This window comes from uncultured Alistipes sp. (assembly GCF_949296715.1).
In the GTDB taxonomy this organism is placed as follows: Bacteria; Bacteroidota; Bacteroidia; order Bacteroidales; family Rikenellaceae; genus Alistipes.
The window spans coordinates 1-24059 of the sequence record NZ_CASFQD010000043.1; the positions used below are offsets into that span (position 1 = coordinate 1).

Sequence of the window (24059 nt, forward strand, 5' to 3'; positions counted from 1 at the left end):
CGCCACAACCGGCCCGTCTCGCTCTGCCGCATGCCCGTTCGTCGCCCGACCGGCGCATCATACGACCGGCACATCACCCGGCCGTCCCGTCATACGGCCGGCAGCGGTTCCTTTCGGGATGCGCCCGCAACGCTCCAAAAGAAAAAGGCTGTCCGCAATGCGGACAGCCTTTTTCAGATCGCCATTCGGGGCTATTCGAGCGTTGCGCCGTATCCCGCATACTCGGGAGCCACGACAAACGTGCCGGTTGCCGGATCGTTCGTCGACAGCGGGCTCTCGGCCTTCTTCGAATAGGTACCCTTCTCGGGGTAGTACGAAGTCGGGGCGTTCGACCCGTCGAAGTACATCTTCCAGCCGCTGGTGCCGTAAACGATGTTGCCCGACTTGTCGAGGTCAATGCTCGGCCACGGACCGTTCGTATTGTAGTCATAGGTCATACGCATGATCGAGACATACTTCGCAGCCGTAGCGTAGAGCACGTTCTTCGAGAAGAGGACCGAACCGATCTGGTCTACCTGGAAGTAGGCCGAACCCATGCCGGCCGGGTTGGAGGCGCCGCTGCCGTAGCTGATCAAGTCCACGAAGGTGTTGTTCGTGCAGGTGATGCTCAAGTTAGAGAGCGAGCCCGTAAGCGAAGCCTGGTGCGCCTGGAAGAGCAGCGTAAAGGCGGAACTTACGCTTTCACCCATGCGCGAATAGAGCACGTTGTTTTCGAAGACCATCGTCTTGAAGCTTGAAAGGCCGCTCTTGAGATGATCCGTGAGCTTGAAGAGCGCATAGGAAGTCTCCGAAGCCGGCTCGTAGCGGAGCTTGCAGTTGCGGAAGATGATGTTCTCGATGTACGAACCCTCCTTCGTCGAACTGTACGATGCAAAGAGACTCTTGTTGTTTCCGAAGGTGATGTCGCAATCCTCGAAGATCAGCGTCTTGGCACCGCCCACGTCGTTCGTCATGGTAAAGAGCTGCGAGTTGGCGCCGTTGCGCATGTCGATCTCAAGATTCTTGAAGCCGAATACGGCATCGCGGTTGCGCAGGTGGAACTGGTTTTTCAGGTTGAGCTTGGTCTTGCGGTCCGCATAACGGCCGATGAAGACGGCATTCCCCTGCATGTAGTTGTTCTCCGTGCTGATGACAAACGCATTGTTCGCCTCGCCGCCGTCAAGGAAATAGACCGAAAGCGTACTGCTCAATGCCAGCTCGGTTTCGGGATCGGTTGCGGTCGCGAGCTTGAGCTTCTCCGAATCCTGGTTGTAGATCACGCCTTCGATCTCGACGCCCGACACGTAATAGTCGTTCGGATCGAGAGCCACGGCCTCCGTCGTATTGGTTGCCGATGCCACCTCGCTGAAGAGCTCGCCGACATAGGCCACCACATAGATCGTGTAGCTCGTCTCGGCCTCGAGGCCTTCGACTGTCACGGAGGAACCGACAACCGCCGTACCCTCCAGAAGCACCTTGTCGGCATCGGGAGCCTCCTCCGTCGACTTCAGGCAGAGGTACTTCCAGCCGTCGGCATTGGCCGAAACCGTCACGTCGAACGTCAGCGTCGAGGTGGTCGGAGCCACGCTTTCGGAGTTGGCCACGCTCACCGTCGGAGCCACGGGAGCCTCACCCGTGCACTCGACCTGAATCTTGGAGATGCACGAATAGCTGCCCGACACGGCCAGGATGGCCACATCCTGCGACGAATTGGCCGTTGCGCGCGTGCCGCCCGGAGCCGTCACCACCAGTTCGGCAACCTCCTCCACGGCCTCGGTCAGACGGGCCGTCCAACCCTCGGGAGCCGTCACGATCGCCTGATCGACGCCGCGCACCTTCACTTCAAAACGTTTGGTCGCACCCACGTCGAAGACCTGCACGCCCTCGGTCGGGGTGACAATCTGACAGAGAAAATCCTTCAGGATGGGAATGAGTAGCTCCTGACCGTCGAGCAGCTTGATGTAGAGGTTGTCGCCCTCGACGCGAACTTCGTCGAAGAACTTGTCGGTCACGCCGTTGGAACCCACCGCACTGACGGGATTGCCCGCCGTGTCGAGCACGTTGTCGAAGGTCTTGCCGCCGTCGTAGCTCACCTGCCAGTAGCCCGTCGCCTCGTCGACACGGAACTGCGGCGTCACGCCGTCCCCGGCCTCGGCCTTCACGCCCAGCGACGTGAAGGTCTTGCCGCCGTCGTAGCTCACCTGCCACATGCCGTTCTCGTCGATGCCGATCACGGGGATGACCGCCTCGGCCTCGCTGCCCTGCACGAGTTCGATGACCTCGCCGTTGGTCAGCGTAATCACATACTTGCCGTCGACGACCTCAACCTTGGAGATCGTCGCTCCGCTGTAGAGTGCCTGCAGGGCCTCGATATTGCCGTTGAGTGCGTCGACCTGCGTTTCAAGCGCCTGCACACGGCTCTTCAGGTCGTCGATCGCATCCCACAGGTCGTCGTTGTTGTCGCACGACTGGAAAGAGGCAGCCAGCGCAACGAATAACAGGATCAGATACTTTTTCATAGTGTTTTATCGCGTATTGTTATTTATTTCAGTGAATTGAGCCATGCAGGCACGTAGCCGAGCCGCTCGCGCAGCTGCGCTTCGTAGAGCGACTGCGGCTCGACGGGCGTACCGTTGCTTTCGAGGTAGAGCGTCTGCAGCTCGTCGCTCGTTTCGGATTCGGCCCATCCGCCGGCAGCCTCCGAATAGACGCCGAAATTGACGGCGGCGCCGTGGAAGCCCACGATGATCGGCGGCATGATCTTCCACCAGTCGTTGTTCGGGAGCCACCATTTGAATACCCCGCCGCCGAAGTCATGCTTCGCCCGCGTAGCATTGAGGTTCCAGAGCGTCAGGTCGCGCAGGTGGTTGGGGACGTTCGAGACGTCGCCGCCGAAGCGCCACTGCACGAAACCGCCCGTACAACGGTCCACAAGCGTGGCCCGCGGCTGCTTGGAGTGCGACTCGAAGAGAGCGTCGTCACCCCACGTATTGTTCCACAGCACGGTGCCCAGCGACTGGTTCGAGACGCCCGAAGCGTGGTACTGGCCGGCATTCTCGAGGAACGTGCCGCCCGGCAGGCCGCTCGACGTCGTGCACTCGTAGCCGCTCGTGCGGTCGATCACCTTGCCGATGAAGATGCGCGAGGAGCCCTGAGAACGGACTCCCGAATGGCCGCGGTTGCCCGAGATCGTAATGTCGTAGGCCGAGCAGTTGGCCGCCGAGGAGAAGGTCATCGCCTCGCTGACATTCACGAAATCGACGCGCCGCAGCCACGAATTGGTCAGGCGCATCATGTTCAGCGGCTTGAAGGCGCCGTCGTCCTCCCACGACACGTGGTGGCCGAAGTTCTCCTTGGAATTGCCCACGAAGGTCAGGTCCTCGATGCCGACATTCTCATAATGGGGAAATTCGCGGATTTCCCAGCCGTATTTCGCCTCGACCTCGTGCATGATCGGTTCGCAGAAGGTCACCGTATTGCCGCTGACGGACTCCACCTGGTGGTAGTCGTAGACGCAGACGGTCTGGATGTCGGTCATGGCAGGCTTGTCCACACTCTTGGGTGCAAGCTCCTTGGCCACCAGCTCGGGATCGTTGTTCTGCAGGTAGAGCATCACCCATGCACCGGCCGAGATGCCGGCCGTCGAGGCGACCTTCACCGAGAAGGCCCCCTTCGCGGCATCCTCCGTCACGGAGGTCAGCGCCGAATAGTTGTTGCCGATGCGGCTGCTGTTGTTCTTGATGTTGATCATCACGGGCGACGACCAGAGGTCGGACGTCGCAGGATAGTTCTTCGTCTTCATGATCAGGCGCGTCTTGTCGCGTCCGGCACCCTTGATGACGAAATTGCCGCCCAGGATGATGATGTCCGAGCTGCTGTACTCGATCACTTCGCCGTCGTTGACGATCGGCGTGTCGCGCCGCGTATCGTCCGTCTCGTCGTGCAGCACGTAGTCACCCTCGGGGAAGTAGATCACCGCCCGGGCGTTGGCATTGGCCTGGTTGCCGCCCGAAGCGTTCTTGCCCGTGAGCTTCAGCTCGGTGAGCAGGTTCACGAAAGCGGCGCGCGAAGAGGTCGCACCCGTAGGATCGAGTCCGTAGTCGAGCACGTTGTAGACCTTGTAGCCCAACCCCCAGGCATCGGGAGGGGCCACTTCGCCGTGCTTGTAACCGGCATAGGAGTAATCGAGCAGGACATTATCGTCGCTTCCGGCCTTGAAATTCCGCCACGCCGCGCAAGCGTTGGCATCGAGCCGCTGATTCAGCAGCGTAATCTCCACGGGCACGATCTTCAGATACCCCTTCGGAGAGGTTACGACGACCGACAGCGTCACCTGCTCCTCGGCCTGACGGGCCACGGCCGGAGCCGTCACGACCAGTTCGGTCTCGGTCAGTTCGGCACGCCACCCTTCGGGAGCCTGAATCACGGCCTCGGCCACGTTCGACTGCACGACCTCGAACGAGCGGGTCTCACCGAGGTAGAACTTCTCGTTCTCACCGGCCACGACCGTCAGGCCGAAGTCGTTGCACACGGGCAGGGTCAGCTTCGTCCCCGAAAGCAGCTCGATCGAGAGCAAGCCGCTCTCTTCATCGTAGCTCACCGACTTGAAGACCGAACTGTAGCCGAGCGAAACGTTGTCGCCCGCGGCATTGACCGGCTGGCCGTTCTGCAGGAGGGGTTCATAGGTAATCCCGCCGTCGAGGCTCACCTCCCACGTGCCGTCGGCCGCCACGCGCAGCCTGGGCGTAATACCCGAGGCGTTCTCGGCATGCTCCCCGTCCGCAACGGGCCATGCGGGCACATCCTTGCCGTCGACCTGCAGGCGGTTGAAGGTCTCACCGCCGTCGAGGCTCACGATCCAGTAGCCCTCGTCGTCGATATCCATCAGGGGCACCAGGGCGTCGAGCCGCTCGCCCTCGATGACGAGGTACTTGCTGCCGTCGCTCAATTCGAGCACATAGCCTTTCTCGTCGGGCGTGACCCCGACAATCACCGTCGACTCGTCCATCAGCTTATGGAGCGCCTCGATGCTGGTATTCACCTCGCTGACGCGGGACTCCAGCGCGGCCACCCGGTCGCGCAGGCTCTCGATCTCGTCGTGAATGCCATCGGTATTCTCACACGATTGCAGCACGAAGGCCGAAAGCGCCGCAATCCATAAAAACAACCTGTTCATATATTCATCTGTGAATTAGTTTTCCGTATCGTAAGGAACCACCTCGGCCAGCACCCGTTCGCGGAACCACACGTCGTCGCAGTCGCGCAGCAATACCGCCAGTTCGCGGCAGAGCGAGGCGAACAGCTCGGGATGCTCCGCGGGCTGCAGCGAATGCAGCTGGTAGGGATCGTTCACGTCGTCGTAGAGCAGCACGCGCTCCAGGGCGCCGCTGCGGTCGATCTGCAGCTCCATCGTGTGCGTCAGGGTCTTCAGGCCGCGGGCCTGCGGGAAGAAGCCGCGCACCATGCCTTCGGCATCGCGCTCCCCGTCGAGGTTGCGCAGGTAGAGGGCCGCACGCGGCCGCTCGGGCTGCACGGCGTCGTTGCGCAGCACGGCCGAGAAGTCGCGCCCCTCGACACTCGCCGGGATGCGGTCGGCAAGCCCCGCCAGACCGAGCAGCGTCGGCATGATGTCGGGCGACGAGAGCAACAGGTCATCCACGCGGTGCGCGATCCGCCCGGGATAGCGCACGACGAAGGGGATGTTGAGCGACTCGCGCCAGATCGAGTTCTTCGGGTCGGTGACCGAGTGGCTGGTCATCGTCTCGCCGTGGTCCGAGGCGAAGACGACGATCGTGTTGTCGGTCAGCCCCTCGCGGTCGAGCGCCTCGAGCAGCCGGCCGAACTCCCGGTCGATGCCGCTCACGTTGGCGAAATAGTAGCGCGCCGCGGCCGCCTTGGCCATCGTCGTGTCGGCATTGTCGCGCACGAGCAGCTCGCCGAGCGTCTTGTCCTTGTAGAGCTCATACCCCTCCAGGTCGCAGTCGTCGGTCGAGGCGTAGGGCGAATGGGGCGGGTTGATGCCGAGCATCATGAAGAAAGGCTTGCTGCCGTCGCGCTCGCCGCCGCGGTTCTCGATGTAGGCGATCGCCTTCGAGACCTCGTGCTGCGGCGACCATTCGTCCACGTCGTGGCGGTTGCCCTCCGTATCCCAGTAGTGGGGATGCTTGTGGACGTCGTAGGTGCCGTAGGAGTACCAGTAGTTGAAGCCGTGACGCCGCTCGGGCGGCGTGTAGGCATCCCATTCAGGCACGGTGTCGCTCACGTAGGTACCCGGGCGCTGGGGATTGTTCTTCGTCGGATGGTCCACGTGCAGCTTGCCGATGTAGGCGCAGTCGTAGCCCGCAGCGGAGAAGACGTCGCCGATGCATTCGGCATCCTCACGCAGCGTACTCTCGGGACGCTCCGACATGCAGTTCAGCACGACGCCGTTGCGCTCGGGATACATGCCCGAAAGGAGCATGCCGCGGTGGGGGCTGCTCACGGGGCAGTTGCTCACGGCCTCGCTCAACACGACGGACTCGCCGGCAAAGCGGTCCAGATTGGGAGTCACAACCGGATCGCCGCGCCACGCCACCTGCTCGGCATAGGCCGGATCGCTCCAGAAGCCCAGCGACGCATTGCGGTACTGATCGGGAAACACGTAGATCACGTTCGGGCGCTCGGGCGCCGACGACCCGCAGGCCGCCAGCGCAAGCCCCGCAAAGGGAATCACTCTGTCCAGTTTCATCGTCTTATCTCTTTTCAGTCAGTCGTACCTCGCGCGTCGCACCCTCGCGGCACGTGAAGGTCAGTACGGTATTCTTGCGTCCGGTCTCGACCCGCACGCCGTCCGGTTCGCCCTCGGCCTGCCAGCGGCCCCGGAGCGTCACACGCACCTCGGAGGCAATCGACGGATCGTCGATCCACGAACGCGAATAGATGCTCCGCTCGATGCGCTTGCCGTCGGCGTCGAACTTCTCGTCGCTCGGGCCTTCATAATAACGCAGGTCGGGATCGGCCACGGCGACCGTCATGCCGTCCCTGCGCTCGTCGATCATCACCAGCGAGGGCAGCGACACCTCCACGAGACGGCCTTCGCCGACTTTGCCCGCACGGAACAGGGCATAGGCCTCGATACCGGTCGGGATATCGCGCACGATGTGTGCCGCCGAGTCGCAGCGCACCACCTCATAGGGCAGGCGGCGGGCATAGCGGGCCGCCTCGTCGTCCGTGGCATGCACGACCATCAGGTATTCGTAGCCGCCTCCCGAGACCTCGCCGTCGCCGTGGTCAATCCATGCCGTGGCAAAATTGTTCTCGGTCGGCGCGTCGGTCTCCTCGTGCAGCGAGTGCTGGAGGCTCTTGGCCACATGCACCCGACCCTGCGGCACGACGTAGAGGTTGCGCAGGTTGTCGCGCAGGACAACACCGCCCGACAGCTCCGCCCCGTAGGGGAAGGCGCTCACTTCGGTGCCGTCGACGACAATCGGATCGGACTCGTGCTCCAAATAGTTCTGGAAGAGCGTCGTGTGCACGCCCCCCTCGGCCGCGTTCTCGATGTCCGAGCCGAGGCAGACGATGCGGTTGTCGACAAGGAAGACACTCTTCTGCGCCCGGAGCGTGCCGTTGTACTTGTCGTGGTCGTGGAGCCGCATGGCATAGAGTCCGTTGCGGCCGCCGAGGCTCACGCCGCCGACGAACGTCTCGTCCGAGAGCAGCATCTCCTCGTATCCGGAGAAGGTGTCCACGTTGCGGATGTCGGCTTTCATGCGCTCCATCGGGATCGCCAGGGCCGTCGTGCCGGGGATGTGGCACCAGTCCCACCCCTCCTGGCGGAATCCGCTGCCGAAGGCGCTCACGGGGTCACCGTCGCCGAGCAGCTGCACGCTGCCGTGCGTCAGGTAACGCCCGTAGTGGTTGGCCCCCTGGTAGATTTCCGCCGACCAGACGTAGCGGCTGTGGCCGGCGACGGTCACGAGCCAGTCGCCGCGCCGGTGCGAAAGCGAGGCGTTGTATCCGTAAACGTGCGTCCCTTCGGGCGAAGGTTCGGCCTTGATGCCGGCCTGTCCGAAACGGCGCGTGTAGTCATCCGCACCCTCGGCCAGCCGCAGGTAGGCGGCCGCCAGCTCCGGGTCGATCTCCTGACTGCCGTCGGGCGATCCGGCCACGGCAAGGCGCGCATAGTGCCACGGCACGAGCGCACCGCGACCGTCAGGATGGCGGCCCGAGAGGGCCAGCGGGAAGGACCGCAGGTTGCAGTAGAAGCGCATCTCGAGCAGCGCGCGTTTCAGCACGGCGTGGCTCTCGGGACTTACGGCGAAGCGCGTCTTCGAGAGCAGCCACACGGCATTCACCGCACCGCCGCTGAAACCGTCGACGGCATAGGCCGGATAGTGGTGGCGGTGGTGGAAGACCGTGCCGTCGCTCTTGAAGCAGGGCGACGTGCCCTCGGTCACCTTGTAGCCGTTGTCCACCCAGCGGGAGAAGGCCTCCAGATAGGCCGCCTTCGCGGGGGTGTCGGGCAGCATCACGATGCTCGCCAGCCGGCCGATGAGCGACGTGTTGAAGGCATCGATGTCCATGCCGGGCACCTCGGGCGGGAGTTTCACCTCGCCCACGCCCGAGAACCACTCCATGGCCTGCTGCACGTCGTGCTCCAGTCCGGCACGGCGCAACACGTCGCGCATGATGACCGGCGCCGTATAGAAGTTGCGCATGCTGTAGCCGAGGTGGTGCAACGTACCCTGTGCACTGCCGGCGGCGAAGCCCTGGTCGAGCAGGTGACGCGTCAGCAGCACGTACATCCGTGCCAGCTCCTCGCGTTCGGCCGACCCCTCCGGGGCGGCATTCCAGGCCACGGCCAGCTGGAAGAGGAAATCGTTGCAGCCGCGCAGCGTCTGGCGGTTCGCGTTGTAGAGTTTGGCAACCTCCGTGTGTCCGAGGTTGATGTAGGTCTCGGCATAGCGCACGAACCATACGGGCTTGCCGTGCAGCGTGCCGTCGGCATTCTCCGTGATGCCGTATGCAGCGAACTGCTGCCGCAGGCTCTCCAGCGGCAGCGGCTTGCGCCCCTCGAGCAGCAGCTCGCGCAGGCGCGCCTCGACGGTGGCCATATCGCGCCGCTCGTCGTCACCGATCGACGCCGCGGCTTCGGGCATCGGATTGCGCCACGACTGCAGCAGCACGAGCCAGTGCATCGTCGTTGCGGCATTGATGAACGGAGCCTGGAAATCGGCCGTATGGTGCCGCACGTCCTGGAACGAGGCGAGGATCCAGTGGTCGAAGAAGAGTTCTCCGGCCGGAGCCCCCTCGACGGTCACGACCACCTCGTCCATGCCCTCCTCGGGTGTTCCCTGCATGTCGCGGTCGAAAGCCACCCAGGCGCCACGCCAGCCGGTGAAGCCCAGCCCGTAGTCGAACCACGCGCAGGTGCGTCCCTGCTTGCGGAACTCGAAGCGGAGCGACCCCTCCAGCGTCTGCGGGGCATAGACCCAGAAGATGAACGAGGAGACGGAGGTTTCGCGCGGATTGGGGTTTCGGGAGAGGTACTCCACGGGGGCCGCAATCCGCACCTGCGCACCCGGCTGCGACCACTGCCAGCAGACGGAACGGCTGCCGTGCTTGTAATGGTCGGCCGAGAGTGAGAGCGTCGAACCGAGCGAAGCCTCAAAGGGCGCCGCGGACTCCTCGAAGGAGAGAATCCGCGCATCGGCAACCTCCCCGGCCGTCTGGGCCGAGGCGCCGGCGAGCCACATCGACGCTAAAGCGAAAAAGAACAGTCTGCGCATCGTAGATTCGGTTCAATGGGGTTTCGGGAGTTGCGCGCAGGACTAAAAGAGCGGTTCGCCCTTGTCGACATGGGCCTTGCGGATCAACGCCTCGAGGAAGTAGTAGTCGGCGTAGTTCAGAGGCACGTCGATGTTGCTGCCGTGCGGGATGCTGCCCACGGAGTGCATCAGCAGGAAGCCGCCGTTCTCACCCACCGGAGCGCGGTAGGCCGGCGACGAGAGCGACTCGATAATCTTGTCGGCCTTTTCGCGGTAGAGCGCATTCTGCGTATAGGTATACATCTCATAGAACGCCGAGGCGATGATGGCGGCCGTCGAGGCGTCGCGCGGTTCGTCGGGGATGTTCGGCGCGTCGTAGTCCCAGTAGGGCACCAGGTCGGCGGGCATGTTCTCGTCGTTGAGCATGAAGTCGGCCACCTTCTCCGCATGGTCCAGGTAGCGCTTGTCGCCCGTGAAGCGGTAGCAGACCGTAAAGCCGTAGACGGCCCATGCCTGACCGCGGGCCCAGGCCGAATCGTCGGCATAGCCCTGCGCCGTGCAGCGGCCGCGGACGTGTCCGTCCGTGAGGTCGTAGTCCACGACGTGGTAGCAGCTGTAGTCGTCGCGGAAGTGCTCCTTCATCGTGCGGTCGGCGTGGCTCACGGCGATGTGGCGGAAGGTGCTGTCACCCGAGAACTCCGAAGCCTTGAACATCAGCTCGAGGTTCATCATGTTGTCGATGATGACCGGGCACTGCCAGCCGCGCTCGCCCTGCCAGCCGCGGTCGGCATCCCACGACTGGATGACGCCCGGCACCTCGCGGAAACGCGTCGCGAGCGACTTGGCCGTCTGGACGATCACCTCGCGGTAGCCGGGGATATTCTTCAGCCGCAGGCCGTTGCCGTAGCTGTCGTAAATCATGAAGCCCACGTCGTGGTGCCACTGGAGGTACTGAATCGAGTCGAGGACTTCGGTATGTTTCTGCGCACGCGCAGCCCACGCCTCGTCACCCGTCAGCTCGTACATGTACCAGAGCGTGCCGGCGAAAAAGCCGCTCACCCAGTCATCCGTCGGGACATAGGCAATCTGTCCGTTCTTGTAGGTCGACGGAATGCGGATTACGCCGCCCGTCTCGCTCGAATCGGCCAGCATACCGATTTGCTGCACGGCCACGGCCACGTTCTCGTCGATGATCGGCGCTCGTCCGGGCGCCTGCGCACACGAAGCGACACCGCCTGCCAGAAGCAGGGCCGCCGCACATTTCGAAAAAACGGATTTAAGTTCGGTTCTTGTCATACTTTTTTTTAAAATATTTAATAAATATTGTTTTCAACATGTCCGGCCACACGAAGCAGGCGTGCGGGTGCCGCAGGGAGGCCCCAGACAGGCAATCGCGCTTCCGCAAGCCGGATACGGGCACCGAAACGGACCGGAAACGATACGAAAAAAGCCCCGAGACGCATCCTTTTCGTTCAGGTTCCCGGCAAATCCGTTCGGACTTTGAGGACAAAGATAAAATAATTTCGAGACTTACGCCATCTTTTAACGATTTTTTCTGCCCGAAAATAAATTTTTTCCAAATTCTCTCCGCAAATTTTGGTAATCCAATTCTTTTCCTTATTTTTGGATAAATTTCATCTTATGAACAAGCTTCTATCATACGGTGCATCAGCCGTGTTGGCCCTTCTGTCGTTGTGCGGGAGCCAGCATGCGCATGCCGCTATCGATGCCAAAATCAACTTCGAAACCGAGATACCCAAGGCGTTCGTTTGCGGCGCGGACAGCAGGCTCGAACTGAGTGAACTCCGTTACAAGGACGGGAAAAAATCGTTGCACTGGAGCTGGAGCGCCCCCTCGACGCTTCAGTATATCGATTTCGCGGATTTGATCAGCTCGTTCCGCGTCAAGGGTGCCGGCATCATGCTCTGGATTTACAACCCCACCCCGGTCGATGCCGACCTGCACTTCGCCTTCGAAACCCCCACGGGCGACATCCCCTACCATTTCGACTTCCACCTCGACTTCAAGGGCTGGCGCGCCTGCTGGATCAAGTACAACGACATGCCGGGCGACCACGCCTCGCAGCAGATTTCGCGCATGACAATCTCCACCCCCGAAGGCGTTCCGAGCGGCGAACTGTTCATCGACCGACTGACCTTCGCCCGGACGAAGCTCCACGACCAGATCACCCCCGACCAGCAGATTCCCGACAACAACTGCAACCTCAGCCGCAACCTGTGGCACTGGGCGCGTCTGTGGGAGTGGGAGCAGTACGAGTACGACGAGCCGCTGCAGGAGCTCACCCCCGAGCAGAAAAAGCAGCTCGACCTGGTGAAGTCGCGCATCGACGCCATCGTCGAGGCCAACATGTCGAGCACGAACTACATCAACGGCACGATTATCCCGCGGGCGCTGAAGACCTTTGAATCGGCCGCCATCCGCCGCACGGCCGACGGCGGCGTGGTCGGCGCCCCGCTGCTCTCGAACGACGAGTGCAACCGTCCGAAGGGCGAACTGCGGCTCGACGACATCGAAAACATGCTCAACGCCTTCGCGCTGAACAACTACATCAACAAGGACAGGAAATACGACGACGACTTCTTCCTGGTCATGGACCACGCCATCGACCAGGGCTTCGCCTTCGGACACGGCAACGGCACGAACCACCACTACGGCTACAACGTGCGCAAGATTTACGACGCCATGTGGCTCATGCGCGACGAAATCGCCGCACGCGGCATGACCGACGAATACGTGCGCACGCTGACCTACTGGAGCGGTCTCTCGGAGACGCGCAAACCCTATGTCTACGGCCGCGACGAACTGCTCGACTCATGGCATACGCTGCTCATGCCGAAGCTCATCAGCACCCTGATGCAGCCGACCGAGGCCGAACAGTACCGCGCCATGAAGTGCCTTTCGCGGTGGCTGTCGGGCAGTCTCGACATCACGCCCGGCACCATCGGCGGCATCAAGGTCGACGGCACGACCTTCCACCACGGCGGTCTCTACCCGGCCTATTCGACCGGTGCGTTCGCCATGCTCGGCTACTACTGCAAGGCGGTCGAGGGAACCGATTTCGTCCCCACGGAGCATGCGCGCCGCATCTTCAAGCTGGCCCTGCTGACCATGGACCGCTACACCAACCTGCGCGACTGGGGCATCGGCATCGCCGGACGCCACCCCCTGAACAAGAACGGCCGCATCCCCGACGCCGACGTCAACGCCTTCGGCTACCTGGCCGCGCTGGGCGACCTGACGGGCAGCGGCAAGGGGGTCGATCCCGAACTGGCGGGCGCCTACCTGCGGCTCAAGGGCACGGACAAACAGCTCAACTCCCGCTTCAAGAAGGAGGGCATCTCCGAAGGCCCCACCCCCTCGGGCTTCTTCGTCTTCAATTACGGTGCGCTGGGCATCCACCGCCGCGGCGACTGGATGGTGACGCTCAAGGCCTACAACTCCGACGTCTGGTGCTCGGAAATCTATACGCGCGACAACCGCTACGGACGCTACCAGAGCTACGGCACCGCCCCGATCATCGGATCGGGATCGCCCGTGACGGCCGCCGCAAGCGGCTTCGTGCAGGAGGGTTGGGACTGGAACCGCATGCCGGGCGCCACGACAATCCACCTGCCCTGGGAGGAACTCGACAGCCCGCGCCCCGGCACGCTCATGGAGCGTAACCCCGAACGCTTCTCGGGCGCCTCGTCGCTCGAAGGCCGCAACGGCATCCTGGCCTTCCAGTTCGTCGAACGCGACTACAAGAACTTCACGCCCGGCGCCACGGCCCGCAAGTCGGTCTTCTGCTTCGACAACCGCATGGTCTTCCTCGGCAGCGGCATCGACAACGACAACAGCGTCTACCCCACCGAGACGACGCTCTTCCAGTTGCAACTCACCGATCCGGGCGAGCAGATCGAGGTCGCCGGCGAGTTCTACACCGACTTCCCGCTCCACGTCACCCCGAACAGCGGACGCATCGCGCTGTCGGACACGAAAGGCAACTTCTACGTGGTGAAGAACGACGGGACGCTCCACGTCCTCAAACAGGAGCAGAGCGCCCCGAACGACAAGACCCGCCAGCTGAAGAAGGGCAACTTCGTCACGGCCTACATCGACCACGGACGGGCCCCGAAACAGGCCGGATACGAATACGTCGTCTACGTCCAGCCCTCGAACAAGGAGATCAACCGCCTGCTCAAGAAGGACGAGTACCAGGTCGTGCGGCGCGACAACCAGGCCCACGTCGTCAAGGACCTTCCGACGGGAATCACCGGCTACGTCTGCTTCGAGGAGTATGCGGGCGACGGGTTCGTCCGCAGCGTGACGGCCGAGACAATCGTCATGGAGCGCACGACGGACGACGGCACAGTGGTCATGAGCGTATGCACGCCCGACCTCGGCATCACGCAGAAAGCCTACACGACACCGCAGGAGAGCCAGCCCCTGCTCAAGGAGGTGACGCTCGACGGCGCATGGGAGCTCACCGCGGAGAACCCTGCCGTCGAAACCGCACCGGCCGGCACGGGCACGCTGCTGAAGGTGACGTGCCGTCACGGCCAGCCCGTGGAATTCCATCTCAGAAAGAAATAACTCCATTCTACCCCACAACCTACTCTAATATTACTTTATGAAAAAAACTCTCAAACGAATGGCTGCGGCAGCGTTGCTGACGCTCGCGGTGTTCCTGCCGGGAGGTCTCTTCGCGCAGAACACCGTAGTCGGACGTGTGGTCGACACGAACGACGTGCCGCTAATCGGTGTGAATGTCGTAGTCAAGGGAACGACAACCGGTACGACCACGGGAATCGACGGCAATTACACCATCAAGGTCGGCGAAAACCAGACGCTGATCTTCTCCTACCTCGGCTACACGACCGTCGAGCAGCCCGTCGGCAAACGCACGGCCATCAACGTCAAGATGGCCGAGGAGGCCACACAGCTCGGCGCCGTGGAGATTGTCAACATCGGTTACGGCACCACCACGCGCCGCGACCTGACCGGTTCGGTCGCCAAGGCCGACCTGGGAACGATGATGAAGGCCAACGTCACGAACTTCGACCAGGCGTTGAGCGGCCGCATCGCGGGCGTCGTCGTCACCACGGGCGACGGTTCGCTCGGTGCCGAGGCCAACATCACCATCCGAGGCAACAACTCCCTCACGCAGAGCAACGCCCCGCTCTACATCATCGACGGATTCCCCTCCGAAGGGTCGTTCGCCACGTCAATCAACCCCGCCGACATCGAGTCGATCGACGTGCTGAAGGACGCCTCAGCCACGGCCATCTACGGAGCCCGCGGCGCCAACGGTGTCATCGTCATCAACACCAAGCGAGGCAAGGAGGGCAAGCCCACGGTGAACTTCAGCGCCTCGTTCTCGCTCAACCGGATTGCCAACAAAGTCGACCTGATGGACTCCTACGAGTTCGTACGCCTGCAGGAGGAGCTGATTGCCGCATCGACGATGGAGAACAGCTACTACAGCTACAGCGAGGAGCTGGGCCGCAACCTCACGCTGGACGACTACCGCAATATCGAGGCCATCGACTGGCAGGACAAGCTCTACCGCACGGCCTACCAGCAGAACTACAACGTCTCGCTCTCGGGCGGCAACAAGGAGGGGTTGCGCTACAACGTCGGCTTCTCGGCTCTGGACCAGGACGGTATCATCATCCGCTCGAACTTCCAGCGCTACCAGGGCAAGGCCAACTTTACGCTGCCCATCTCGAAAAAACTGACGCTCAACGTCAATGCCAACTATTCGCGCACGGCGACCAACGGCGTGAACCCCACCACGGCACAGACGACCTCCTCGTCGTCGGGCTGGCTGATGTACTCGGTCTGGGGCTACCGTCCCGTGACGCCTCCCGGACAGGACATCCTCGACTCGATGCTCGACGAGGCGGTTGACGGCTCGAACGACTACCGTTTCAACCCCGTGAAGACGGCCAAGAACGAATACCGCAAGACGCTGGTCGACTACCTCAATTCGAACATCGCGCTGACGTGGAAGATCACCCCCGAGTTGACGTTCAAGACCACGGGCGGCTACGTGCTCAACAAGCGCCGCCGCGAGGAGTTCAACGGCAGCGAGACCTACACCGGCTATCCGGGTTCGCCGAGCGGCAAGGGCGTCAACGGCTCCATCTACTGGACCGACCAGTCGAGCTGGAGCAACGAGAACACGCTCAACTACAAGCGCCGCTTCGGCCGCAACCACAACGTCGACCTCATGGCGGGTCTGTCGTTCCAGGGCCAGAACTACACCTACGACGGCGTGTCGGCCACGCAAATCACCTCCGAGGAGCTCGGCATCGCCGGCATCCACACGGGAAACTACCAGAAGGTGCAGAGCAACTACTACGACTGGCGCATGATGTCGATGTTCCTGCGTGCGAACTACAACTTCCGCTACAAATACTACCTCACCTTCTCGTTCCGCGCCGACGGTTCGTCGAAGTTCCCGACCGACAACCGCTGGGGCTACTTCCCCTCGGTGGGTGCATCGTGGAACTTCAACCGCGAGAACCTGCTCAAGAACTCCGAATGGCTCAACAACGGCAAGCTCCGCTTCTCGTGGGGTCTGACGGGTAACAACCGCACGCAGACGCCCTACGACTTTTACCAGCAGATCACCGTCAATCCCGGTTCGAGCGGTTCGCTCGACTACGTATTCGACGGCGAGCGCGTCCCGGGCTACTACGTCTCGAACATGGCCAACGAGAAGCTCAAGTGGGAGACCACCGAGCAGTGGAACGTCGGTATCGACCTGGGCTTCTTCGACGACCGCCTCAAGGTCACGGCCGACTGGTACGACAAGGTGACGCACGACCTGCTGCTCTACGCCCTGCTGCCGGGTTCGTCGGGATACGAACAGGGCATGCTCAACATCGGCAAGATTCGCAACCGCGGCTTCGAGTTCACGCTCGAGACGGTGAACATCAAGACCCGCCAGTTCCAGTGGTCGACCTCGTTCAACATCGCCTTCAACCGCAACCGCATCCTCGCGCTCGTCGACGGGCAGAACACGCTGCAGACGGCCGTGACCTGGGATACGCGCTTCAACTCGCAGTTCCCCTACATCTCGCAGGTGGGCAAGCCGACGGGCATGATGTACGGCTTCATCTACGAGGGAACCTACAAGCCCGAGGACTTCGACGCGGACGGCAATCTCCTCGACGGCATTCCGAGCTACAAGGGCAACAAGGCCCAGCCGGGCGACCTGCGCTACCGCGACATGAACGGCGACGGCAAGATCGACGACTACGACCGCACGATCATCGGCTGCGGACAGCCCCTGCATACGGGCGGCTTCGGCAACACGTTCACGTGGAAGAACTTTGACCTCAACATCTTCTTCACGTGGAGCTACGGAAACGACATCCTGAACGCCAACCGGCTGATCTTCGAGTCGGGCTACAAGAGCCAGACCAACCAGCTGGCCTCGTTCGCCGACCGCTGGACCCCCGAGAACCCCACCTCGAACATCCCGCGCACGAACGCCACCGGCAACGAGGAATACTCGTCGCGCATCATCGAGGACGGCTCGTTCCTGCGGCTGAAGAACGTCTCGCTGGGCTACTCCTTCGGCGGACGCGGCATCCGCAAGGCCGGCATCAGCTCGCTGCGCATCTACGTCTCGGCCGACAACATCTGGACGCTGACCAACTACAGCGGCCCCGATCCCGAGGTTTCGACCCGCAACTCGGTGCTGACCCCCGGATTCGACTGGTCGGCCTATCCCCGCGCCTATGGTTTCACGGCCGGCGTAAACATCTCATTCTAAAGTACAATCGCTCATTACGCCATGAAAATGAAAAACATATACAAACTGGGAACGCTGGCGCTGCTCGGAACGGTACTCACGGCATGCACCTTTCTCGACACCGAACCGCAGATCATCCCCAGCGACGGTTACTACACGAACGAGACCAGGCTGAAATACGGCCTGGCGGGCGTCTACGGAGCGCTGAACAGCGAGGAGCTCTACGGCAGCTACTATTCGCTGCAGATCGCCAATCCGGACGACCTCTGCTACTTCAACAACTACAACAACGGCGAAACGCGCCCCGACCGCTACAACCACAGCGCCGGCACGGCCGTCATCTACGAGACGTGGCTGAAACTCTACGAGGGCATCAAGAACGCCAACGAGTATATGGATGAGGTCGGGAAATCGGAATTCGACCCCGAGGAGCTCACGACGGACATCAAGACCTATCTTGCCGAAGCGCGTTTCCTGCGAGCCTTCTACCACTTCCTGCTGGCCCAGGCGTGGGGTGACGTCCCCCTGCGCGATGCGGCCGCCACGTCGCCCAACCCGGTAAACGTGCAGATCGCCGCCACGCCGCAGGAGAAGGTGCTCAAGTGGTGCGTCGACGAGATCGAGGCCATCGTCTACGACCTCGACGAGAGCGTCGAGCACACCCCCTCGCGCGTCAACCGGACCGTAGCGGAGGGTATCCTGGCCCGCATCTACCTCTTCATGGCCGGCGAGACGGTCGACGAGGTCGAGGGGCTCACGAAACAGGAGATGTACGGTAAGGCCGCCTATTGGGCCAACGAGGTGATCGCCTCGCAGAAGCATCACCTGAACGAGAGCTATGACCAGGTCTTCATCAACATGATCAAGGACCAGTACGACACGGAGTTCCACGAGTCGATGTGGGAGGCCGAGTTCCTCGGTGACCGCACGAGCTCGACGAACTGGACCAACGGCCGCATCGGCGACCTGATCGGCCTGAAGTCGCAGTCGGGCACGACCAACTACTCGGAGTGGGCCTGCAACTACTCCTACGGGTACTACAACGGCTCGTACACCCTCTGGCAGCTCTACTGGTCGGAGGACCGCACCTCGGACGAGGCTTCGAGCACGGAGGTCATCGACAAACGCCTGCTGTGGAACCTTCCGGGCTACAACTACCGCGGCCTGAACAACCAGCAGATCTCCTACAAGCGCGGCAACGAAACCGTCACGGCGGTGCTCAAGCAGGACCAGAGCATGCACAAGACCCCGTGGCTCTACAAAAACAACTTCGCCATGCCCGAAATCGAGGGGCTCGACATGAGCGTCGAAAATGCCTTCGACCCGGCGGACCTCGTCTACGATCCGACGATCATGTGCGCCGTGCGCAATGCCGGCAAGTGGCGTCGCGAGACGGTCTACGAGAACCAGATGTCGGCCAAGAGCCTCTACACGACGATCAACTTCCCGATTCTGCGCTACTCGGACGTGCTGCTGATGTATGCCGAGGCGGTCAACGAATACGCCGGAGCTCCGGACGAGCAGGCCAAGGAGGCAATCCGCGAAATCCGTCGCCGCGCCGGCATCTCGACCGACGAGAGCCAGATGGGCAACCAGCAGTCGTTCCGCCAGCTCGTGCGCAACGAACGGGCCCGCGAACTGGCGTTCGAGGGGCTCCGCAAGTGGGACCTGATCCGCTGGGGCATCTTCGTCGAGCGCATGCACATGGCCGGGACGAACGTTCCGACGGAGTCGATGTACCTGAACAAGACCATCACGGACTATGCGGCCGGGAACTATGCCAACGTCTCCGAGCGGCACATCTACCTGCCGATTCCGACCAAGGAGCTGGCCGTGAACCACGCACTCCAACAGAACCCCTTATGGTAAAACGCACAACCGTCCTACACATCATGAAAACGAAACGAATCGCATACCTCGCAGCCGCACTGGCCCTGACGGCGGGCGCAACCTCCTGCGAGCACGAAGAGATCTACGAACCGCTGGAGTTCGCGGTGCGGCTGGCGCCGACGAACACCTACCGGGTGGGCGATCCCGTGGTCTTCAACTTCGAAGGCAACGCCGACTACATCACGGTATGGAACGGCGACACGGGACACGAATACAAATACCGCGACCGCTCGAAGGTGGCGCTCGAAGACATCGAGTCGTGCGAGCTGACGATCGAGATCAGCCAGCAGTACGGCGGCAATGCCGAGGTGAGCAACCTCGACATGATTGTCGGCAACAAGTTCCAGGGGCTCTCGGGCAACGACGCGGAGGCCGACCGGCCGATTGTCGAGGCCATCGCCCAAAGCAACTATGCCGACTGGGAGGTGCTGGAGTACACGCCCAACAAGTCCAACACCTTCGAGACCTACACCTACGACATCACCGAGTATGCCGACAACTTCTCGTTCGGCCTGCACCTGTACCAGGAGCCCGGCACGGCCATGCGCACCTACCGCATCAATCCGTCGGTCACGGTCAAGCTGAAGGGCTACGACACGCAGGAGTACCCCTACTCGTCGATGAAGTTCATCACCTTCTCGCTGGCACCGCAGCATGCCGACGATCCCTACATCCACAACGTATCGGGCAACGGCAACCTGAAACTTCAGGGCGAACCGGGCTCGAACAGCGCCGCGAACATCGTCTTCCAGGGCTTCAGCGCCGGCGCAATGGACCAGATTGAACAGTGGGCCTTCACGCAGCCGATCGCCCTGAACAGCATCTCGCCCGACACGGGGCAGAGCATCAAGGGCGTGACGGACGACGTACCGAGCTACTCGTACACCTACGATACGCCGGGCACCTACACGGCGACGTTCCTCGTAGGTACGGGCAACTATCAGGGAGAATCGGGCATCAAGACCTACGAAGTGACCTTCACGGTCGTCGACCGGCTCGAATAGAGACGGACAACCACAGCACAAATCCGCCCGGGAAATTTCCGGACGGATTTGTCGGTTTCCAGCCCGAAGGGAAAGACAACCCGACAACTTATTATAATCTTAAAAACTGCAACCTTATGAAAAGAACAACGACCCCCGCATCAAAGGGAGAGGAAAATTCCGTTCTCCCGTATGAGACGCCGCGCGTCGAAGTGCTCGACGCAGCAGTCGAAAGAGGATTCGCCGCAACCGGCAAAGACTGGGACTACGACCCGATCGTCGACGACGAATACAACATGGACGACATTTACGGTTCATATTAAAACAAGGCAACCATGAAAAAGATTCTGCTTTACGGCAGTACGGCTGCCGTCCTGATGATGCTGGCATCCTGCTCGGTGGACAACACGGAGCCATCGGTACCCGCCACGCGCACCATCACCCGCACTTTCCCCGTCGATGAGACTGTCTACTCGGCCCATGATACCCGCACGGCCTATGAAAACGGGCAAATCGGCTTTACGAACAACGAAAAGCTGGGCGCCTACGTATGGGATGCCGTTCAGAACAAAAATGCCAGCAATGTAACTGTCGCAACCCGCACACCGGGATCACCCGCTACGATCACGGTAACGCACGATGCGATCTCTGGGGTCGAGGCATACACCTATGTATTCGTATCCCCCTACAAGTACAACAACTCCCCCTATCGGACCACTCCGACCGTCACGCTGAACCCCGTTCAGCACCCGACGGCGACGACGTTCGATGCGTCACAGGATATTCTGGTCAGCCAACCGGTCACTGGTCCCGCCGGTGGCAACACGTCGCCCGTTCTGAACGAGGTGGTATTCAAGCGTCTCTTCACCTTCTTCCGGCTGAAGATCAACCGCTCGGAATTCACCGGTGATATCACGCTAGCCGAAGGAGAAAAGATTCGCTCGGTAACGATCACGGCACCGGAAGGCACCGAGCTGGCCGGAACAGCCGAGGTAAAAATCGAGGAGGCATACGATGCGACGACTTTCAACTTCACGGAGCCGTCCAACTCGGTAACGGCCGACTACGGCACCGACGGCGAGGCGTTCAACGCCGACGGCACATTCGACGTATGGTTTGTCGTCAACCCCGTCGCATTCAACGGACTGACCATCGAGGTACGGACTTCGGCACAGACAATCACGCAGACGTTCAACGAGCAGGTTGCGCTTGACTTCAAGGCCAGCGGCATCAACACGCTCAACTTCCAGCCGGCCAACAATACCAACATCACTACTACAACCGCAGCTGTTCCGCAAGACTATTACGAGGAAGGTGTTGAGATCAATGGGGAAATCTACAGCAAAAATTCGGAGAGCAGAACGAATAAGACAGCAGATGCGCCCAATACTGCACTCAGCTTAAGTTCCACGACCCTCGTCTATTTCCTCGGCGATGGAGGGAATCCCGACAACTCGTTCTACATCGAAGCGGCAAATAGTGGAAGTCACACCTACCGGGAGAATAGTGCGATTTTTATTGGCCGTCATGCAGACCACAAAACCAAACTTGTACTACAAACCCAGTTCCACCTGCGCAACAGGGAAAGTGGCATCTACGCCTTCAAGAATCTCGATATCGACATGCGGGAGGGCTCCCAGGCACAGTTATTCACCATGTCTAACGACACAGGTGGCGCCAAGACGCTGATTTTCGAGGATTGCGACATCACCTTCGGTAACAACAAAAGCATCGTCGCACCTTACAGTTCCACGAAGGAGGGGTCGTATATCGAGAACATCATCTTCCGCAACTGTAGGCTGCGTTACGAGGCTGGAACTGAAGGCTATTACGCCCTCATAAAACTTCATGGGAACAACGATAAAAACTTCCTTAAAAGCGGCCTTGCGGGCTTCAAAACATTGGTACTCGAAAATAACGTATTCTACTCGACCCAAGGAAGCAATGTAAAGACAGCAGTATCCATTCTGTATCAACGATACTGGGAAGCTGACGCGGCATCGTATTCATTGGCCAACCTGAACATCACCTGCAAGAACAATACTTTTATCGACTTAATTAGTTTTAGTTCCGGTGCCAGCAACCCGGCCGGCATGGGTTCAGCATACTTCATGGTAGATCAAATCGGCTCCGTCGAATTTACGGGAAATATGCTCTATTCGGAAGCAAAGAAATATGTCTCCATCATGCGCGTAACACATGACTACAATACCAATGGTCCGTGGCCGAGTATCAACCTTGACAGAGAAGGGAATGCTGTATACGGAACCAACGGATGGAAGTTATACTTCGACGGATCAGGAGCTATTCCGGCTCCGTATTATCCGGTAAAGCAGACCTATCCGCAAAAGCAGGACAGCCCGCTGTCGGAGTACGACCCCGCAAACGGCATCTTCAAGGTAAGTCCCGCCTATGACGGATACGGATCAACGCTGCTCTACTGATTTGTCCCGCACAAATCAAACATGCCTGTCAAAAACCCGCTTTTCTTTGCGAAAAGCGGGTTTTTTCGCAATATCCCGTTGCAGTTCTGCGTTCTTTTCCGTAACTTTGGATTGCTGTAAACCAAATTCACAAAACCGAAACCAACACGCCTCTATGAAACCCGAATTACTGAAAATAGCGTCCCAGTTCGCTCTGGACGGTCCAATCGCCTCCGTAGACTCGCTCGGAGACGGATTCATCAACGACACGTTCATCGTCCGCACCGAGGGCAATGCCCCGGACTACATTCTCCAGCGCAAGAACCGCAGCGTCTTCCCCGACGTGCCCGCCATGATGGAGAACATCCGCAAGGTCACGGAGCACATCCGCCGCCGTGTCGTCGCGGCAGGCGGCGACCCCCTGCGCGAGGTGATGACCGTCGTCCCGACGCACGACGGCGCCCTCTGCTATCTGGACGAGCAGGGCGAATACTGGGCCGTCACGGTCTTCATCGCCGATACGATCGCCTACAACAAGGCCGACACGGCCGAACTGGCCCGCAAGGGTGGCGAGGGCATCGGCAAGTTCCAGGCCCAGCTTGCGGACTTCACCGAGCCGCTGGCCGAGACAATCAAGGGATTCCACAACATCCGCCACCGCTTCGTGCAGTGGGAAGAGGCGCTGGCGCGCGACGCCGCAGGCCGCAAAAAGGACCTTGCGGAGGAGATCGGATGGATCGAATCGCGCCGCGAGGAGATGCTCGCCTTCTGGTCGAAGGTCGAAGACGGGACAATCCCCACGCGTGTGACACACAACGACACGAAGATCAACAACATCCTCTTCAACAAGGAGGGACAGGTGCTCTGCGCCATCGACCTCGACACGGTGATGAACTCCACGTCGCTCAACGACTTCGGCGACGCCATCCGCTCCTACGCCAACACGGGTGACGAGGACGACCGCGATCTGTCGCGCGTGAGCCTCTCGCTCGAGATGTTCGCCGCCTACACGGACGGCTACCTCTCGCAGCGCGCCGCACAGCTCTGCCCGGCGGAGATCGACCACTTGGCCTTCTCGGCCCGCTACATCACCTATGAGCAGGTGCTGCGCTTCCTGATGGACTACCTCGACGGCGACACCTACTACAAGATCAAATACCCGGAGCACAACCTCGTGCGCACGCACGCGCAGTACAAGCTGCTGCGCAGCATGGAGGAGCAGTATCCGGAGATGTGCCGCATCGTCCGCGAAACGGCCGACAAATACAGATAA

At 61.0% G+C, this 24059-nt stretch carries 12 protein-coding genes; 7 read left to right on the forward strand and 5 right to left on the reverse strand.

The window, feature by feature from the left end:
- Nucleotides 1–191: 191 nt before the first annotated feature.
- Genes Q1Y33_RS06525 through Q1Y33_RS06545 form a run of 5 tightly spaced genes read right to left on the reverse strand, consistent with a single transcriptional unit; the run spans nt 192 to nt 11021 of the window.
- On the reverse strand, nt 192–2498 hold the full coding sequence (locus Q1Y33_RS06525; protein WP_300798936.1) for a PL29 family lyase N-terminal domain-containing protein: 2307 nt from the start codon (nt 2496–2498) through the stop codon (nt 192–194).
- A gap of 23 nt (nt 2499–2521) precedes the next feature.
- The gene (locus Q1Y33_RS06530; protein ID WP_300798937.1) at nt 2522–5155 is read right to left on the reverse strand and encodes a DUF4955 domain-containing protein; all 2634 of its coding nucleotides are present in this window, start codon (nt 5153–5155) and stop codon (nt 2522–2524) included.
- 15 nt (nt 5156–5170) lie between these two features.
- Entirely contained in the window at nt 5171–6706 is a 1536-nt protein-coding gene (locus tag Q1Y33_RS06535; protein WP_300798938.1) for a sulfatase, read from the reverse strand.
- Between the two features lie 4 nt (nt 6707–6710).
- On the reverse strand, nt 6711–9746 hold the full coding sequence (locus Q1Y33_RS06540; protein ID WP_300798939.1) for a chondroitinase family polysaccharide lyase: 3036 nt from the start codon (nt 9744–9746) through the stop codon (nt 6711–6713).
- 42 nt (nt 9747–9788) lie between these two features.
- Complete coding sequence (locus Q1Y33_RS06545) at nt 9789–11021, reverse strand: glycoside hydrolase family 88 protein (RefSeq protein WP_300798940.1); 1233 nt, start codon at nt 11019–11021, stop codon at nt 9789–9791.
- A gap of 345 nt (nt 11022–11366) precedes the next feature.
- On the opposite strand from Q1Y33_RS06545, the gene Q1Y33_RS06550 reads away from it, so the two are divergent.
- The 7 genes from Q1Y33_RS06550 to Q1Y33_RS06580 all read left to right on the forward strand — a co-directional run bounded on the left by Q1Y33_RS06550 (nt 11367) and on the right by Q1Y33_RS06580 (nt 24059).
- On the forward strand, nt 11367–14318 hold the full coding sequence (locus tag Q1Y33_RS06550; protein ID WP_300798941.1) for a chondroitinase family polysaccharide lyase: 2952 nt from the start codon (nt 11367–11369) through the stop codon (nt 14316–14318).
- Nucleotides 14319–14355: 37 nt separating this feature from the next.
- Nucleotides 14356–17511, forward strand: a complete 3156-nt coding sequence (locus Q1Y33_RS06555) for a TonB-dependent receptor (RefSeq protein WP_300798942.1) — start codon at nt 14356–14358, stop codon at nt 17509–17511.
- A 27-nt stretch (nt 17512–17538) separates the two neighbouring features.
- Nucleotides 17539–19359: a RagB/SusD family nutrient uptake outer membrane protein gene (locus Q1Y33_RS06560; protein ID WP_300798943.1), complete on the forward strand. Its 1821-nt coding sequence runs from the start codon at nt 17539–17541 to the stop codon at nt 19357–19359.
- A 23-nt stretch (nt 19360–19382) separates the two neighbouring features.
- Nucleotides 19383–20384, forward strand: a complete 1002-nt coding sequence (locus Q1Y33_RS06565) for a DUF5017 domain-containing protein (RefSeq protein ID WP_300798944.1) — start codon at nt 19383–19385, stop codon at nt 20382–20384.
- A 116-nt stretch (nt 20385–20500) separates the two neighbouring features.
- Nucleotides 20501–20686 (forward strand): hypothetical protein, encoded by a 186-nt coding sequence (locus Q1Y33_RS06570; RefSeq protein ID WP_300798945.1) that lies wholly within the window; start codon nt 20501–20503, stop codon nt 20684–20686.
- A 12-nt stretch (nt 20687–20698) separates the two neighbouring features.
- Nucleotides 20699–22807: a fimbrillin family protein gene (locus tag Q1Y33_RS06575; protein ID WP_300798946.1), complete on the forward strand. Its 2109-nt coding sequence runs from the start codon at nt 20699–20701 to the stop codon at nt 22805–22807.
- Between the two features lie 154 nt (nt 22808–22961).
- Entirely contained in the window at nt 22962–24059 is a 1098-nt protein-coding gene (locus tag Q1Y33_RS06580) for an aminoglycoside phosphotransferase family protein (RefSeq protein WP_300798947.1), read from the forward strand.